The sequence below is a fragment of the Mesorhizobium sp. M0771 genome (genome assembly GCF_040320155.1).
Taxonomy (GTDB): Bacteria; Pseudomonadota; Alphaproteobacteria; order Rhizobiales; family Rhizobiaceae; genus Mesorhizobium.
Genome location: NZ_JAMYPC010000007.1, coordinates 57,815 through 71,714, shown reverse-complemented (window position 1 = coordinate 71,714; position 13,900 = coordinate 57,815). Strand labels below are relative to the sequence as shown.

The window sequence follows — 13,900 nt, the reverse complement described above, 5'->3', positions numbered from 1 at the left end:
CGCTTCCTCATCCACGGGCGGAGCAAGGAGCGAAGCGACGCGGCGCAGACCCGAGGATTCATTCGGTGACGTCTGCGCTAGAATCCAGCGGTGCAAAAGAGGCGTCCATTCGCATCTCCTACCTGCACCGCTGCGGCGCGCGACAGTCGCGGCATGGGTCCTCGGGTCTGCGCCGCGTCCGCTGCGCTCCCGCTCCGCCCGTGGATGAGGAAGTGAGCGGCTAAGCCGCCCGCTTCCACCCATCCCTGATATGCCTGTATCCCTCGCGATAAACCGCTTCCGGCGTCTCGGAAAAATCCCGCCACACCTTGGTCGCCGCCGCCAGATCCTTCAGCGACCTGCCAAACGCCTCGATCGTCAGCCAGTCGTCATAGCCGCTCTTGCGGATGGCCGCGAAAGTCTCTTTCCACGGAATGTTCCCGCGTCCCGGCACGCCGCGATCGTTCTCCGAAATGTGGATGTGCACGACATTCCTGCGGTGCTTCGTATAGGCGCCGATCGGGTCGGCTTCCTCGATATTGGCGTGGAAGGTGTCGTACATCGCCTTGATGTGCGGCCGGTCGATGGCATCGACGTGCTCGGACAGATCGGCCATCGTGTTCAGCAGATAGCACTCGAAACGGTTGAGCGCCTCCAACCCGATGGTAACGTTCCGCTTGCCGGCATGATCGCCAATGGCGCGCTGCGAGGCGATCGAGCGCTTCTTCTCGGCAGCGGTCGGCCCGCTGCCGGAGAAGGCGCCGAGCGTCGAATGCAGCGGCCCGCTCAGCGTACTCGCGCCGAGCGCCTGGGCGCAATCGATCGCCCATTTCATGTAGCCGATGCCGGCCTTGCGGGTCGCGGCATCCGGCGAAATCAGATTCATCGCCGGGTCGCCCATCGCCGTAACAGCCGTGCGCTCCAACCCGATGCGGTCGAGCAAATCGCCAAGCTTCTTGTAGTCCTCTGGCGTGCCTGAGAAGATCGGTATCTCGACGCCGTCGAAGCCGGTCGCCTTGATGTCGCGCAGCAACGGCTCGTGTTTCTTAGACACGGAAGTCGTCCACAAAAACATGCACATGCCGATTTTCATCGACAGCCCCTCCCCATTTGACGGCGCGCTGGTTTCTTTCGCACCTCGCACCATGCGCCCTCATTCGGCCGCTTAGCGGCCACCTTCTCCCCGAAGGGAGAAGAGACTTGGCGCCGGCGCTACCTAAAGTTTCGTCCACGCCCCGTTCTTCTTCGACGACTTCACGCAGGCCTCGATGAACGCCATACCTTCGACGCCGTCCTGGATGGTCGGGAACACCACGTCCTTGCCCGGCTTGCCGCCCTTCTTGCGTGCCGCGCGGATCGCGCGCGCCGCCTCCTGGTAGATGTTGGCGAAGCCTTCGAGATAGCCTTCCGGATGGCCAGACGGAACGCGGCTGACGCGTCCCGCAACCGGCAGCGCGCCGGCGCCGTTGCGGGTGAGCAGCTGCTTGGGCTGGCCAAACGGCGTGTACCAGAGATAGTTCGGATCGGCCTGCACCCATTCCAGCCCGCCTTTAGAGCCATAGATGCGCAGCTTCAGCCCGTTCTCGTGGCCCGGCGCCACCTGGCTCGCCCAGATCATGCCCTTGGCCGGATGCACCTTGCCGACCGGCTTGAAGCGCAGCATGACATTGACATTGTCGTCGAGCAGCCGCCCCGGCACGAAAGCGTCGAGATCGGCCGACAGCGAACCGAGCTCCAGACCCGAGACGAAGCGCGCCAGATTGTAGGCGTGCGTGCCGATGTCGCCGAGCGCGCCGCCCGCGCCCGCCTGCTTGGGGTCGGAGCGCCACGCCGCCTGCTTCTGGCCGGTGGCGGCAAGATCTTCGGTCAGCCAGTCCTGCGGGTACTCGGACTGCACGATGCGGATGTCGCCAAGCTGGCCCTTGGCCACCATCTCGCGCGCCTGCCGGATCATCGGATAGGCAGTGTAATTGTGCGTCAGCACGAACACCTTGCCGGTCTTTTCAACCACGGCCGCGAGCTTCTTGGCCTCGGCCAAAGTCGTCGCCAGCGGCTTGTCGCAGATGACGTGGATGCCCGCCTCGAGGAAGACCTTGGCCGCCGGCACGTGCACATTGTTGGGGGTGACGATCGCCACCGCCTCGATGCCGTCCGGGCGCTTGGCCTCGGCCTTGGCCATCTCGGCATAGGAGGCGTAGCTGCGCGCCGGGTCGAGACCGAGTTCGGCGGCGGAAGCCTTGGCGCGCTCGGGATTGGCCGACAGGGCGCCGGCCACCAGCACGAAGTCATTGTCCATGCGCGCCGCGATCCGGTGCACCGCGCCGATGAAGGCGCCTTGGCCGCCGCCGACCATACCATAGCGGATCGGGCCGCCCCCCGCTTCCGACTTCGATGCGCCGACCATGTCTTTCTCCTGCTTGTGTCAAATACCCATCATGGCGCGCAGCATCTTCTTGTCGGTGGTGCCGCCGGCGAAATCATCAAAGGCCTTTTCCGTCACCCGGATAATGTGGTGCTGGATGAAGGGCGCGCCTTCGGCCGCGCCGTCCTCCGGATGCTTGAGGCAACACTCCCATTCCAGCACCGCCCAGGAATCGTAGCCATACTGGGTAAGCTTGGAGAAGATGCCGCCGAAATCGACCTGCCCGTCGCCAAGCGAGCGGAAGCGGCCGGCGCGATTGGTCCAGCTCTGATAGCCGGAATAGACGCCTTGCCGCCCCGTCGGATTGAACTCGGCATCCTTGGCATGGAAGGCCTTGATCCGCTCGTGATAGATGTCGATGAATTCGAGATAGTCGAGCTGCTGCAAAAGGAAATGCGACGGGTCGTAGTTGATGTTGCAGCGCTTGTGACCGCCAACCGCATCTAGGAACATCTCGAAGGTTGCGCCGTCGAAGATGTCCTCGCCGGGATGGATCTCATAGCCGACGTCGACGCCGTTCTCGTCATAGACGTCGAGGATCGGCTTCCAGCGCTTGCCGAGTTCGGCAAAGGCCTCCTCGATCAGCCCGGCCGGCCGCTGTGGCCAGGGATAGAGATACGGGAAGGCCAGAGCGCCGGAAAACGTCACCGAGGTTTTCAGGCCAAGATTCTTCGAGGCCTTGGCGCCGAACTCCATCTGTTCGACCGCCCATTTCTGCCTGGCCTTGGGGTTGTTGTGCACCGCAGGCGGTGCAAAGCCGTCGAACTGGGCATCATAGGCCGGGTGCACCGCCACCAGCTGCCCTTGAAGATGCGTCGACAGCTCGGTGATCTCGACGCCGGCATCAGTGCAGACGCCTTTCACCTCGTCGCAATAGGTCTTGGAAGACGCCGCCTTCTTGAGGTCGAACAGGCGTGCATCCCAGGTCGGGATCTGCACGCCCTTGTAACCGAGACCGGCCGCCCATTTGGTGATCGAGGCCAGCGAATTGAACGGCGCGGTATCCCCCGCGAACTGCGCCAGAAACAGCCCCGGACCCTTCATTGTCGACGGCATCGGCATCCTCCCAATTCATTTTTCCAAGGACCAAGCATAGCGCCTGATGAAAGCAGGGCCAGCCTCTTTGGTCTCTTGTGATGTGCATTCTCGTATGGCATTCTGGTATTACCAAATACCGGAAATGGGTCAAGCCATTTGACTCACGCGCAAAGCTGCCGGGGCATTCCATTTTTGGCGATATATACCAGCATAATCAATACGGTACACAGATGCCGATATCGCATCGCGGCGGTTCTTGCCGCGCGACAAAAATTGCTGTAGACCTCCATTAGGGCCCAATTGGTCGAACCAGTTGCGCAAAAACGCTGGAGCGCCTTGGGGAGGAAACACGCGACGCGCCTTGTGGGGCGCATCGCAGGCGAACTGGCACAGACGAATTCTGGGAAGGATAGACCATGCATCTTTCGACGCACAACTGGATGCGCGCGGAACCGTTGGAGGTGACGCTGAAGCGCATCAAGAAATTCGGCTACGAGTCGATCGAGATTTCCGGCGAGCCCGAGCAATACAAGACCAAGGAGACCCGCGCGCTGCTGAAAGAATACGGCATCCGCTGCTGGGGGTCGGTGACGCTGATGCTGGGCGAACGCAACCTTGCCGCCAGGGACCAGGGCCAGCGCGAACGCTCGGTGCAGTACGTCAAGGACGTGCTGACCATGGTCAGCGAACTTGATGGCGAGATCATAACGCTGGTGCCCGCGACCGTCGGCAAAGTGGTACCGGACGGCACCGAGGAAGAGGAATGGAAGTGGGTGGTCGACGCCACCCGCGAATGCTTCACCCATGCCAAGAAGGTCGGCGTCAAGATCGCGGTCGAGCCGCTCAACCGCTTCGAGACCTATCTGTTCAACCGCGGCGCGCAGGCGTTGGCCCTGGCCGATGCGGTCAGCCCCGAATGCGGCGTCTGCCTCGACGCCTATCACATCCATATGGAAGAATTTAACGTCCATGACGCGATCCGTCAGGTCGGCAAACGGCTGTTCGACTTCCACGTCGCCGACAACAACCGCTTTGCCGCCGGCCTTGGCCAGATCGATTGGCCACGGATCGTGCAGACGCTGAAGGAAGTCGGCTATGACGGCGCGCTGACGAACGAATTCGTCGCGCCAGTCGACCGCACACCAGCCGCGCCCTATCCCGACATGGTCGAGCGCAATCCGGTCGACATTTCTCCCGAACAGCTGAAGTTCATCCAGGATCACGGCTCCAGCGTGCTGACGGAGAAATTCTACACCGACCAGATGCGCATCACGGCCGAAACGCTGCTGCCGCTAATCAAGTAGCCGATCGGGATGCGCATCAAAACGGTCCAGGCGTGGTGGGTCCGCGTGCCGATTGAGGCCGCGAAGCAGCATCGCAGCGACTTTGGCCAGGTGACGACGTTCGACGCCGCCATCCTGCGCATTGAGACTGACGACGGGCTGATCGGCTGGGGCGAGGGCAAGAACGCCGCCGGCAGCGCCGGCAGCTATGGTGCGCTGGTCTACATGCTGAATCACGAGGTCGGGCCGCAGCTGATCGGCCGCGACCCCGCCGACATCGGCATGATCTGGGAGATGCTCTACAACGGCGTGCGCCATGACAGTGCCGCGCGCGCCGGCCATGCCATGCCGCAGCTGGCGCGGCGCGGCATGAGCATTGCGGCAATCAGCGCCGTCGATATCGCGCTCTGGGATATTCTGGGCAAGTCGTTGGGACAGCCGGTGTGGCGGCTCATCGGCGGCCGCAAGCTCGACCGCATGCCGGCCTACGCCTCCGGCGGCTGGGCTGCCGCCGAGGCTATCGGCGAGCAGCTCAAATCCTACATCGCCAAAGGCGGCTTCAAGGCGCTGAAGATGCGCGTCGGCGCCATGGACGGCGCCCCGCACATTTCCGCCGCCCGCGTCCGCGCCGCACGGCAGGCGCTCGGTCCTGACGTCGAGTTGATGGTCGACGCGCATGGCACCTATACGGTGGCCGAGGCCAAGCGCTTCATCAGCCTGGCCAGCGATCTCGACCTCGCCTGGTTCGAGGAGCCTGTTATCGCCGACGACAAGGCTGGTATGGCCGAGGTGCGCGCCTCGGGCTCGATCCCGATCGCCACCGGCGAAAGCGAAGCGACGCGCTACGCCTTCCGCGATCTCGCGGTGCTGAAATCCGCCGACATCTTCCAGCCGGATCCGGCCTTTTGCGGCGGTATCAGCGAGGCGATGAAGATCGGCACCATCGCCAGTGCCTTCAATCTGCGCTTTGCCCCGCATCTGTGGGCCGGCGCGCCATGCTTCTTCGCCGGCCTGCATGTTTGTGCGGCCTCGCCTGCCAGTTTTACCGTCGAATATTCGCTCGGCGCCAACCCGATGATCCACGATCTTATCGAAGAGACTGTCGAAGCAAGGGACGGTATGATAGCGATCCCTGAAAAGCCGGGTCTGGGATTCACCATTTCGGAGCGGTTCCTGGAGGCGCACGCGCAACGCGGTTGACGATGAAAGAAAAGAACCTTCTCGCCGAGCTCGCCGCCTATCTCTTCGCCCATTCGGACAAGGAGACCGGCCGCACGCCTTCGGAGCGCGAACTGGCGGAGCATTTCGTCGTCAGCCGCGGCCAGATCCGCGAAGCGCTGGCCATTCTGGAGGCCATGCGCATCGTCGAGCGCCGCGCCAAATCCGGCATCTATGTCGACACCAGGCAGGCCAGTGTAGAAGCCTTGGCTCTTTTCGCCCGCGCGGGCCTGCCGCTCGATCCGGTGCAGATCTACGAAACCGTCGAACTGCGCAAGATCCACGAGATCAAGGCCGCCGAACTTGCCTGTTCGCGTGCCACCGAAGAGAATTTCGAACGCCTGCGGGAGATCCTGAAAGCCTCGGAGGAGTGCATCGCCGCCGGCGAAGGCCTCGCCAAGGAAGACCGCGAATTCCACCTCGAAATCGTGCGGGCGACCAAGAACGGCGTCTTCCACAATATCTGCAGTGTCTATTACCTGATGGGCGAGCAGCGGCTGCCGATCTACTTCAACGATCCCGAGCGCTCAGTGCGCTCGCATGCCGAGCATATCCAGATCTACGAGGCGCTGCTGCGTCGCGACGGCAATCTCGCCCAGGCGCTGATGAGCGCCCACCTGCAAGGCGCGGAAAGCTACTGGAAGGGGATCATCGAGGGCCGGGAGGCGCAAGCGCAAAGCCTGGCACTTGAGAAGGTCTAGTGCAATTCCAGGAAAGGTGTGAAACGGTTTTTCTGGGAAAAGCGCGCGGCGCTTTCCTTTGAGAATTGCGACTAGCGAGAGCCCCATGCCCAGAATCCTGTCGACGCACACGCTGCACCCGCGTGCCTCCGCCATGCTGGCGGGCGCCGGCGAACTCGTCGTCGCCTCAGCGCTCGATGCGGCAACGCTGACCGCCGAGGCGAAGCATGCCGACGTCATCATCGTTCGCGCACCGCTGCCGCCGTCGCTGTTCGAAAACGCCACGAAACTCAGAGCAGCGGTCCGCCACGGTGCCGGGCTCGACATGGTGCCCATGGAGGCCGCGGCCGCGGCCGGCGTGCTGGTCGCCAACGTGCCGGCGGTCAATGCGCGTTCGGTCGCCGAATATGTGATGTTCGCGGCCCTTGCCCTGCTTCGGCGCTTCCGTTCGGTCGACCGCGACTTGCGCGCCAAGGGCTGGAATGCCGGCCGCGACCACGCCAGCCATGCCAGCGAGCTTGCCGGCAAGACCATCGGCATCATCGGCTTCGGCGCCATCGGTCAGGCGGTCGCCCATATCGCCGCGCACGGCTTCGGCCTCGACGTCGTGGCGACGACCCGCAGCATGCAGCCGGCACCCGACAGGATCGGCTTCCTGTCGATCGATGCGCTGGTCGAACAGAGCGACATCATCGTGCTCTGCTGCCCGCTGACGCCGGAAACGCGCGGACTGATCAGCCGCGAACGCATTGCCCGCATGAAGCCGGAAGCGCTTTTGATCAACATTTCGCGCGGGCCGGTGATCGATGACGAGGCGCTGATCGAGGCCTTGCGCCAAGACCGGATCGGCGGCGCCGCACTCGACGTCTTTGCCACCCAGCCGCTGCCGGCAAACCATCCCTATTTCGGTTTCGACAATGTCATCGTCACCCCGCATATGGCGGGGATCACCGAGCAATCGATGATGCGCATGGGCGTGGGCGCGGCCGGCGAGACCTTGCTGGTGCTGGCCAACCGGCTGCCTGTCAATCTGCGCAATCCCGACGTGGTCGAGCATTACCGCAGACGGTTTCCTGCCGACTGACGTTTCTGCAAGCCGCCTCAATTTTCGCGGATTTGGCGGCGACCTTCGCCGATATGGTCAAGAGCGTCGTGAGAGTTCTTCTTCTGATTGCCGGTACAAGCGTAGGGACAGCCAAGGCTCAGGCCGAAAGCAGCTACGTGCCTTGCGACAACGGCCTGCGCTGCGTGATGGCGCCCTGCCCTTCTACCAGCGCGCTCGACCTCGCCACCGGAAAGGTCGTCAAGGGTGTGTGGGTCGACATCGACGGCTTGCCGCAGCAGGACAAGGCGCTTGACCTTTCCGACAAGCTCTATGCCGGCAAGCTCGTTGTCACAGGAACAATCGAGAACCGGCCACACAGCTTCAACGGCAAGCAGCACGACGTGCCGACATTGTTCGCGACGGGCATCCTGCGCACCGCCAAGGACAGCGAACGCAAGCACTGCTCGTCGGGTTGACTATTACCGACCAAGCAGCCGCTCGATTTCAGCCGCGATGCGCAGCAGATGGTGGTCGTGGCCATTGCGCGCCACCAGCATCAGCCCGGCCGGCAGCGTCATGCCGGGCATCGGCAGCGAGATCGCGCAGAGGTCGAACTGGTTGGCGACCTGGGTGTTGCGCAGCAGCAGACCTTCGGTGCGTTCACGCAGAGCCGTATCCTCGGCCATCGAAACGATAGTCGGCGCTGTCACCGGCGTGGTCGGCAGAGCCAGCACATCGACCGAACCCAACCGCTCGTCCATGGCTATGCACAGTGCCGCGCGACGACGCATTGCCCTGATATAAACCGGCGTCGGTATGGCCGCCGCCCGCGACAGCGGCCCGCTGACATGGGGATCGACCGGCACCGATGCGCCCGTCGCCAGCCAGTCGGCATGGATTTCAGCACCTTCCATGGCCGCGATCGAGCCGCGTTTGGTGGCCAGGCGCAGATCGGCAATGAGGTCGTCGATCGAAATGTCCGTGAGCCACGCGCCTGCCTGCTCGATCCCGGCAAGGCTGCGATCGAACGCGGCGGCAATCTCCGTTTCCGTGTCTTCGAAAAGCAGGCCGCGCGGAATGCCGACACGAAGCCCGGCAAGCGCTAACGGCAGGTGCAGTTGCGGCATCTGCTCGCCCGTCATCGCGGCGTCAGCCAGGGCACACGCAGCAACACTCAGCGCCAGCGGCCCGATCGAATCCAGCGTCGCGGAAAGGGGATAGGCACCAGTCAGCGGCACGCGCCGCGCCGTCGGCTTGAAACCGACGACGCCGTTCAGCGATGCCGGGATGCGCACCGAACCGCCGGTGTCGGAGCCGATGGAAATGTCGCTCGTCCCCTCGCCAACGGACACGGCGGCGCCCGACGACGAACCGCCTGGAATGCGGCTGGTGTCGGCGGCATTGCCCGGTGTGCCGTAGTGCATGTTGTCGCCGATAGCGGTGAAGGCGAATTCGGTCATGTTGGTCTTGCCGATGATGACGGCGCCGGCCTGGCGCAGACGGCTGACGACCGCAGCGTCGTGCCGACGGGGCGCGGTGTCCCTCAGCATCAGCGACCCGGCCGTGGTCGGCTCGCCGGCGACATCGAACAGATCCTTGATCGACACGATGGTGCCGTCGAGCGGCCCGAGCGATACGCCGGCCTTCTTGCGCGCATCGGTGGCCTCGGCCGCTGCGCGCGCCGCCTCGGCATAGAGTTTGGTGAACACCTTCTCGCCTGCCGCGCAACTGGCAAGACGTGACAGGATGATCTCGAGACGATCGCGGATTGATTGCATGTCGATGTCGGATTCCGTCAAGGTGGAGCGTCTTTAAGGCATATGGGCCGCTAGGTCAGCGGAAGGAATAGCCCGGACAGCGTGCCTTTGCACCTGCCAGCGATAGGAAGGGACTGATGCTGTACAAAGGCAGCTGCCACTGCGGCAAGGTTGCGTTCGAATTCAAGGCGCAGCTGACCGGCGCCGTGAGGTGCAATTGTTCGATCTGCTCGCGCAAGGGCGCGCTGTTGGCCGCCATCCCGCATGACAGCCTGACGGTGCTGGCGTGGGGCGACGATCTCGGCACCTACACATTCGGCAATCATGCAATGGCGCATCGCTTCTGCCGGACCTGCGGCATCCATCCCTTTGCCGAGGATGTCAGTCAGGGCAGCGAACGCAGCGCCTACGTCAACCTCAACTGCGTCGCCGATTTCGATCCCACCGGCCTGCCGGTCTTCGACTTCGACGGCCGCGCGGTCTGACCCTACGGTGGCCTCTCACCACAAAAGCAACGCCCCGAAAACCTTGATAGTTCTCGGGCCCGCTGCTTTAGCCAAGGATGGCTATCGGCTATTCGACGCGCTTAGGGCCGCGCGCGAACACAACGATCGCCGCCAGCAAGGTCGCAGCGCCACAATAGGCGAAGGCGCTGGCCACACCGGCATTGTCGACCACCAGGCCGCCGAAGACGGCGCGTTTCTGGCGCTCGCCGTCTTGCGTCTTTCCCGCTCGCGCCTTTGCCCTCGAGGACAGCTATCTCCCGGCCGACAAGATCCCCTATGTCGCCGAAGTGCCAGACCAGCCGCATCGCCTTGGCCCGTTGTGGGGTGACCGGGCCAAAGGCCCGGCGGGCACCTTGCTGAAAGTTCCCGGCAACTGGCGCGCGCCGGTTCATGCGCACACCGCCGACTATCGCGCGGTGGTCATCAAGGGACTGTGGGCGCATTGGCAAATGGACGGCGGCGAAGCGACGAAGGTCGAATTGCCGCCGGGATCCTACTGGACCCAGAAGGCCAACGAGATGCACGACGACGCCTGCCTCTCGGAGACGGAGTGCGTGATCCTGCTGATCAACGATACGCCTTACGAGACCTACTTCCAGAAATAGTCAGGCGGCGCCGTCGTTCGACCGCAACTAGCTGGCGTGCCGCAAGCTCACGCCGCTGCCCTTGTCGAACAGCACCACCTTGTCCTGATTCCAGGCAAAGCGCACCGGCTGCTCGATGTGGACATCGGTTCTGGCCGGCACCGTGGCGCGCAGCGTCGTGTCGCCGACCCGCAGAGTCAGGATCTTTTCCACGCCATGGTTCTCGACATCGTGGACGCGTGCCTCGACCGGCGCACCGCTTTCAAGATACACATCCTCAGGTCGAATACCGAAGACGAGCGGGCGACCGTCGGTCGCACCGCCCGCCTTGGCACCCCCAGAGAAAGGCAGTTCGAAATTCAGCGGCGCCATCACCGCGCGGCCGTTGACCAGCTTGCCATCGATCAGGTTCATCGGCGGCGAGCCGACGAAGCTGGCCACGTAGGTATCGCGCGGATTGTTGTAGATCTCGTGCGGCGTGCCGGTCTGGATGATGCGGCCATGGTTGAGCACGCCCACCTTGTCGCCCATCGACATCGCCTCGATCTGGTCGTGGGTGACGAACAGGAAGTTGGCGCCGAGCTGGATCTGCAGGTTCTTCAGTTCCGTGCGTAGCGCCTCGCGCAGTTTGGCGTCGAGCGCCGACAGCGGTTCGTCCATCAGGAACACGCGCGGCTTGCGCACGATGGCGCGGCCGATCGAAACGCGCTGCATTTCGCCGCCGGACAGACGATCGGTCTTGCGGTCGAGCAGATGTTCGATCCTGAGTGTTTTGGCGGCGCGGTCGACACGATCCTTGATCTCGGCGTCGGGTCCTCCGGTCAAGCCGGAGGATGACGGCGTGAGAGTTGAGAGGGCGACGCACACCGACCGTCGCGGACGGGCGCGAGCGCGACCTGCCGGATAGCGTCAGCTGCTGATCATCGCGCTGTCTTGTTGAGAGCGGTGACGATCAGCGCGAGAATCACCGCCGCGGCGGCGATTTCCCACACGAAAGCCTGCTTGTAGAAAGGCGGCGTGGCGAGCTGCGCCTTGCCGGCGAGAGTGTTGGGGTCCGGTGGATTGAGGAAGAAGACGCCGTAGAGATGCGCCGCCGTGGTCGATACCAGCAGCGCAATGCAGAAGACCAGCGCCACGACCAGCGCTACGGTCACCACACTGCGCGCCTTGACGCCCGGCTGGGCCAACGGCAGCAGGTTGTTGATGAGCCCGGCAAGCACCACGAGACCGCTGCCGACCGCGTACAGGCCGATGGAAAAGGGTTGAAAGATCAGCACCAGCGCCAAGACGCCGAGGCCAATGATGAAGAGCTCGAGGCGGAACGCGCCGGCGCGGCTCATGCCGGAAGAACTGTCGCTCATGACCGCACCGCCTTTCCGGCGCCATCGAAGACATGGGTTTGCCTGGGATCGGGGCGTAGATTCAGCGCCTCGCCGACCTTGACCCACTGGCTTCTCGTCACCACGACGCGGATGTCGGCGCCTGCCGCCGTGCGGGCATGAATAAGGGTTTCGGCGCCCATGGGCTCGATGAGCTCGGCTCTGGCGGAGATGGTGCCACGGTCCCCCGTATCGGTCACGGTGAAAGCACGGGGGCGGACACCGATCGTCACCTTGCCGGGCTGCAGGCGCGCGACCGCCGCGTCCGTGCGGATCGCCAGACTAATGCCGGCCACGGTCATGTCCGCCGTGCCATCGGCGAAGGCCTTGAGGTCGGCCTCGAGAAGATTCATCTGCGGCGTGCCGATGAAGCTCGCCACGAAAGCATTGGCGGGCTTGGCAAATACCTCGTGCGGTGAGCCGACTTGCTCGATCAGGCCGTCCTTCATGATGGCGATGCGGTTGGCCATGGTGAGCGCTTCGAGCTGGTCATGGGTCACGATCACGGTCGCTTTGGAGAGGCCCTGCAGCACTTCCTTGATCTGGCCACGCATGGTTTGGCGCAGTTCGACATCGAGACGCGACAAGGGCTCGTCGAAGAGGAAGCAATTGGGGTCGCGGACGATGGCGCGGGCCATGGCGGCGCGCTGCTTTTCGCCCTCGGATATCTGGTTCGGCAGCCGGTCGAGAACGTGCTCCAAGTGAAGGATCGCGGCGACGCGGTTGACGCGGGCAGTCCGCTCAGCCCCGGAAATGCCGTCATGATAGAGCGGGAAGGCGATGTTCTCGGCGATCGATGCCGACGGGTAGAGCGCGTAGAACTGGAACACCATGGCGATGTCGCGCTTTTCGGGCGGCAGTTTGTTCATCACCTTGCCGGCGACGACGACCTCGCCGTCAGTGACGCTTTCCAGCCCGGCGATGACGCGTAAGGTCGTAGTCTTGCCACAGCCGGACGGGCCGAGAAGGCAGACGACCTCACCGGCGGCCACCGACAGGTCAACGTCCTTGACCGCGGTGAAGGAGCCGAAGCGCTTGGTGACTTTGCGGAGTTCGATGGTTGACATCTCAGCGCTTCACCGTGCCGAAGGTAACACCGCGCAACAGATGGTTTTGCAAGAAGAAGGTGACCAGGAAGACTGGGACGAGGAACAGGGTTTCGATGGCGGCAAGCAAAGTCCAGTCGGTGCCGCGTCCACCCGACGACACGGCCTGGTTCATGGCGACCGGGACCGTCCTCGTGTCGGGCCCCGAGAGCAAGAGGGCGAAGAGGAACTCGTTCCAGGTGAGGATCAGGCCGAACACGAACGTGGCGGCGAGCCCGGCAATGACCTGGGGCAGGCAAATCTTGAAGAACACCCGCATTCCGGACGATCCGTCGAGGCGGGCGGCATCCTCGACGTCTGGCGACAATTCATCGAAGAAGCTCTTCATCATCCAGATGGTGAAGGCCAGGTTGAAGGCGGTGTAGAGCATGATGATGCCGAGATACGAGCCCGACAGGCCCACTACGCGGAACATCAGGATCACCGGAATGATCACCACAATCGCCGGCAGCATGCGCGTGGTCAGGATGATGAACAGGTAGGTGTCATTGCCTTTCAGCGGATAGCGCGAGAAGCCGAAGGCCGCCAGGGTGCCGATGACCAGCGCCAGCAGCACCGAAGCCGAGGCGATGAAGATCGAGTTGAAGAAATAACGGTCGAATCCTGTCGCTTCCGGGGCACCGCCCGACGTCATCGAGCGAGAAAAGACGGACCCAAAATTTTCGAGCGTGGGCTTGAACACAAAATGATCCGGAATCAAGCCGAACAGCGACGTGGGCGACAGCGTCGGAGGCACCAGAAGCGCGTCGCCCTGCGGTTTGAAGGCGGTGAATATGATGAACAGCACCGGCAGAAAATAGATAAAGGCGACGACGGCCACGGCGAGCGTCCGCCCCCAGCCGGCCTCGTCTACTCCGCTGGCCCTGCGGAAGCCGAGCTTTCCCAATATCGATTCGGTCACGG

Annotated in this window: 15 protein-coding genes; 7 read left to right on the top strand and 8 right to left on the bottom strand. The window is 63.5% G+C overall.

Annotated elements, in window-relative coordinates:
- Positions 1 to 220: 220 nt before the first annotated feature.
- From NKI05_RS13060 to NKI05_RS13050, 3 genes are all read right to left on the bottom strand, one after another.
- Positions 221 to 1,072 carry a sugar phosphate isomerase/epimerase family protein gene (locus NKI05_RS13060; RefSeq protein WP_023737513.1) on the bottom strand — a complete coding sequence of 284 codons (852 nt, stop codon included), beginning with the start codon at positions 1,070 to 1,072 and terminating at the stop codon, positions 221 to 223.
- 123 nt (positions 1,073 to 1,195) lie between these two features.
- Positions 1,196 to 2,383 carry a Gfo/Idh/MocA family protein gene (locus NKI05_RS13055; RefSeq protein ID WP_023815729.1) on the bottom strand — a complete coding sequence of 396 codons (1,188 nt, stop codon included), beginning with the start codon at positions 2,381 to 2,383 and terminating at the stop codon, positions 1,196 to 1,198.
- An 18-nt stretch (positions 2,384 to 2,401) separates the two neighbouring features.
- Positions 2,402 to 3,457, bottom strand: coding sequence for a sugar phosphate isomerase/epimerase family protein (locus tag NKI05_RS13050; RefSeq protein ID WP_023683011.1), 1,056 nt, complete (start codon positions 3,455 to 3,457; stop codon positions 2,402 to 2,404).
- A 398-nt stretch (positions 3,458 to 3,855) separates the two neighbouring features.
- On the opposite strand from NKI05_RS13050, the gene NKI05_RS13045 reads away from it, so the two are divergent.
- The 5 genes from NKI05_RS13045 to NKI05_RS13025 all read left to right on the top strand — a co-directional run bounded on the left by NKI05_RS13045 (position 3,856) and on the right by NKI05_RS13025 (position 8,141).
- A complete protein-coding gene (locus tag NKI05_RS13045) occupies positions 3,856 to 4,743 on the top strand; it encodes a sugar phosphate isomerase/epimerase family protein (protein WP_023692016.1) in 888 nt (295 codons plus the stop codon).
- 9 nt (positions 4,744 to 4,752) lie between these two features.
- Positions 4,753 to 5,922: a mandelate racemase/muconate lactonizing enzyme family protein gene (locus NKI05_RS13040; RefSeq protein ID WP_023686624.1), complete on the top strand. Its 1,170-nt coding sequence runs from the start codon at positions 4,753 to 4,755 to the stop codon at positions 5,920 to 5,922.
- Between the two features lie 2 nt (positions 5,923 to 5,924).
- Positions 5,925 to 6,641: a FadR/GntR family transcriptional regulator gene (locus NKI05_RS13035; protein WP_023686625.1), complete on the top strand. Its 717-nt coding sequence runs from the start codon at positions 5,925 to 5,927 to the stop codon at positions 6,639 to 6,641.
- Between the two features lie 85 nt (positions 6,642 to 6,726).
- Complete coding sequence (locus NKI05_RS13030; RefSeq protein WP_023815728.1) at positions 6,727 to 7,704, top strand: NAD(P)-dependent oxidoreductase; 978 nt, start codon at positions 6,727 to 6,729, stop codon at positions 7,702 to 7,704.
- Between the two features lie 68 nt (positions 7,705 to 7,772).
- Positions 7,773 to 8,141 (top strand): hypothetical protein, encoded by a 369-nt coding sequence (locus NKI05_RS13025; RefSeq protein WP_245261902.1) that lies wholly within the window; start codon positions 7,773 to 7,775, stop codon positions 8,139 to 8,141.
- A 3-nt stretch (positions 8,142 to 8,144) separates the two neighbouring features.
- On the opposite strand, the gene NKI05_RS13020 is transcribed toward NKI05_RS13025, so the two are convergent.
- Positions 8,145 to 9,443 (bottom strand): amidase, encoded by a 1,299-nt coding sequence (locus tag NKI05_RS13020; RefSeq protein ID WP_023815726.1) that lies wholly within the window; start codon positions 9,441 to 9,443, stop codon positions 8,145 to 8,147.
- 116 nt (positions 9,444 to 9,559) lie between these two features.
- On the opposite strand from NKI05_RS13020, the gene NKI05_RS13015 reads away from it, so the two are divergent.
- Together NKI05_RS13015 and NKI05_RS13010 are read left to right on the top strand one after the other, a co-directional pair.
- On the top strand, positions 9,560 to 9,907 hold the full coding sequence (locus NKI05_RS13015; RefSeq protein WP_023815725.1) for a GFA family protein: 348 nt from the start codon (positions 9,560 to 9,562) through the stop codon (positions 9,905 to 9,907).
- Positions 9,908 to 10,089: 182 nt separating this feature from the next.
- Positions 10,090 to 10,533: a DUF4437 domain-containing protein gene (locus NKI05_RS13010; RefSeq protein WP_050594098.1), complete on the top strand. Its 444-nt coding sequence runs from the start codon at positions 10,090 to 10,092 to the stop codon at positions 10,531 to 10,533.
- Positions 10,534 to 10,560: 27 nt separating this feature from the next.
- Here NKI05_RS13010 and NKI05_RS13005 read toward each other — a convergent pair whose 3' ends face one another.
- From NKI05_RS13005 to NKI05_RS12990, 4 genes are read right to left on the bottom strand one after another with little or no spacing between them, the layout of a single operon-like run.
- Positions 10,561 to 11,379 (bottom strand): ABC transporter ATP-binding protein, encoded by an 819-nt coding sequence (locus NKI05_RS13005; protein WP_081727371.1) that lies wholly within the window; start codon positions 11,377 to 11,379, stop codon positions 10,561 to 10,563.
- Between the two features lie 53 nt (positions 11,380 to 11,432).
- The gene (locus tag NKI05_RS13000) at positions 11,433 to 11,873 is read right to left on the bottom strand and encodes a hypothetical protein (RefSeq protein WP_352792413.1); all 441 of its coding nucleotides are present in this window, start codon (positions 11,871 to 11,873) and stop codon (positions 11,433 to 11,435) included.
- Entirely contained in the window at positions 11,870 to 12,958 is a 1,089-nt protein-coding gene (locus tag NKI05_RS12995) for an ABC transporter ATP-binding protein (RefSeq protein ID WP_023733630.1), read from the bottom strand. Before NKI05_RS12995 ends, NKI05_RS13000 begins: the two co-directional genes overlap by 4 nt.
- A gap of 1 nt (position 12,959) precedes the next feature.
- Positions 12,960 to 13,898, bottom strand: a complete 939-nt coding sequence (locus tag NKI05_RS12990; protein WP_023728572.1) for a carbohydrate ABC transporter permease — start codon at positions 13,896 to 13,898, stop codon at positions 12,960 to 12,962.
- Positions 13,899 to 13,900 lie beyond the last annotated feature (2 nt).

What these genes read in the sequence shown, in the direction of transcription:
- NKI05_RS13030 (WP_023815728.1), top strand. Translation starts at nt 6,727, where the DNA reads ATGCCCAGAATCCTGTCGACGCACACGCTGCACCCGCGTGCCTCCGCC.
- NKI05_RS13020 (WP_023815726.1), bottom strand. Translation starts at nt 9,443, where the DNA reads ATGCAATCAATCCGCGATCGTCTCGAGATCATCCTGTCACGTCTTGCC.
- NKI05_RS13000 (WP_352792413.1), bottom strand. Translation starts at nt 11,873, where the DNA reads ATGAGCGACAGTTCTTCCGGCATGAGCCGCGCCGGCGCGTTCCGCCTC.
- NKI05_RS13040 (WP_023686624.1), top strand. Translation starts at nt 4,753, where the DNA reads ATGCGCATCAAAACGGTCCAGGCGTGGTGGGTCCGCGTGCCGATTGAG.
- NKI05_RS13050 (WP_023683011.1), bottom strand. Translation starts at nt 3,457, where the DNA reads ATGCCGTCGACAATGAAGGGTCCGGGGCTGTTTCTGGCGCAGTTCGCG.
- NKI05_RS13060 (WP_023737513.1), bottom strand. Translation starts at nt 1,072, where the DNA reads ATGAAAATCGGCATGTGCATGTTTTTGTGGACGACTTCCGTGTCTAAG.
- NKI05_RS13035 (WP_023686625.1), top strand. Translation starts at nt 5,925, where the DNA reads ATGAAAGAAAAGAACCTTCTCGCCGAGCTCGCCGCCTATCTCTTCGCC.
- NKI05_RS13015 (WP_023815725.1), top strand. Translation starts at nt 9,560, where the DNA reads ATGCTGTACAAAGGCAGCTGCCACTGCGGCAAGGTTGCGTTCGAATTC.
- NKI05_RS13055 (WP_023815729.1), bottom strand. Translation starts at nt 2,383, where the DNA reads ATGGTCGGCGCATCGAAGTCGGAAGCGGGGGGCGGCCCGATCCGCTAT.
- NKI05_RS13045 (WP_023692016.1), top strand. Translation starts at nt 3,856, where the DNA reads ATGCATCTTTCGACGCACAACTGGATGCGCGCGGAACCGTTGGAGGTG.
- NKI05_RS12995 (WP_023733630.1), bottom strand. Translation starts at nt 12,958, where the DNA reads ATGTCAACCATCGAACTCCGCAAAGTCACCAAGCGCTTCGGCTCCTTC.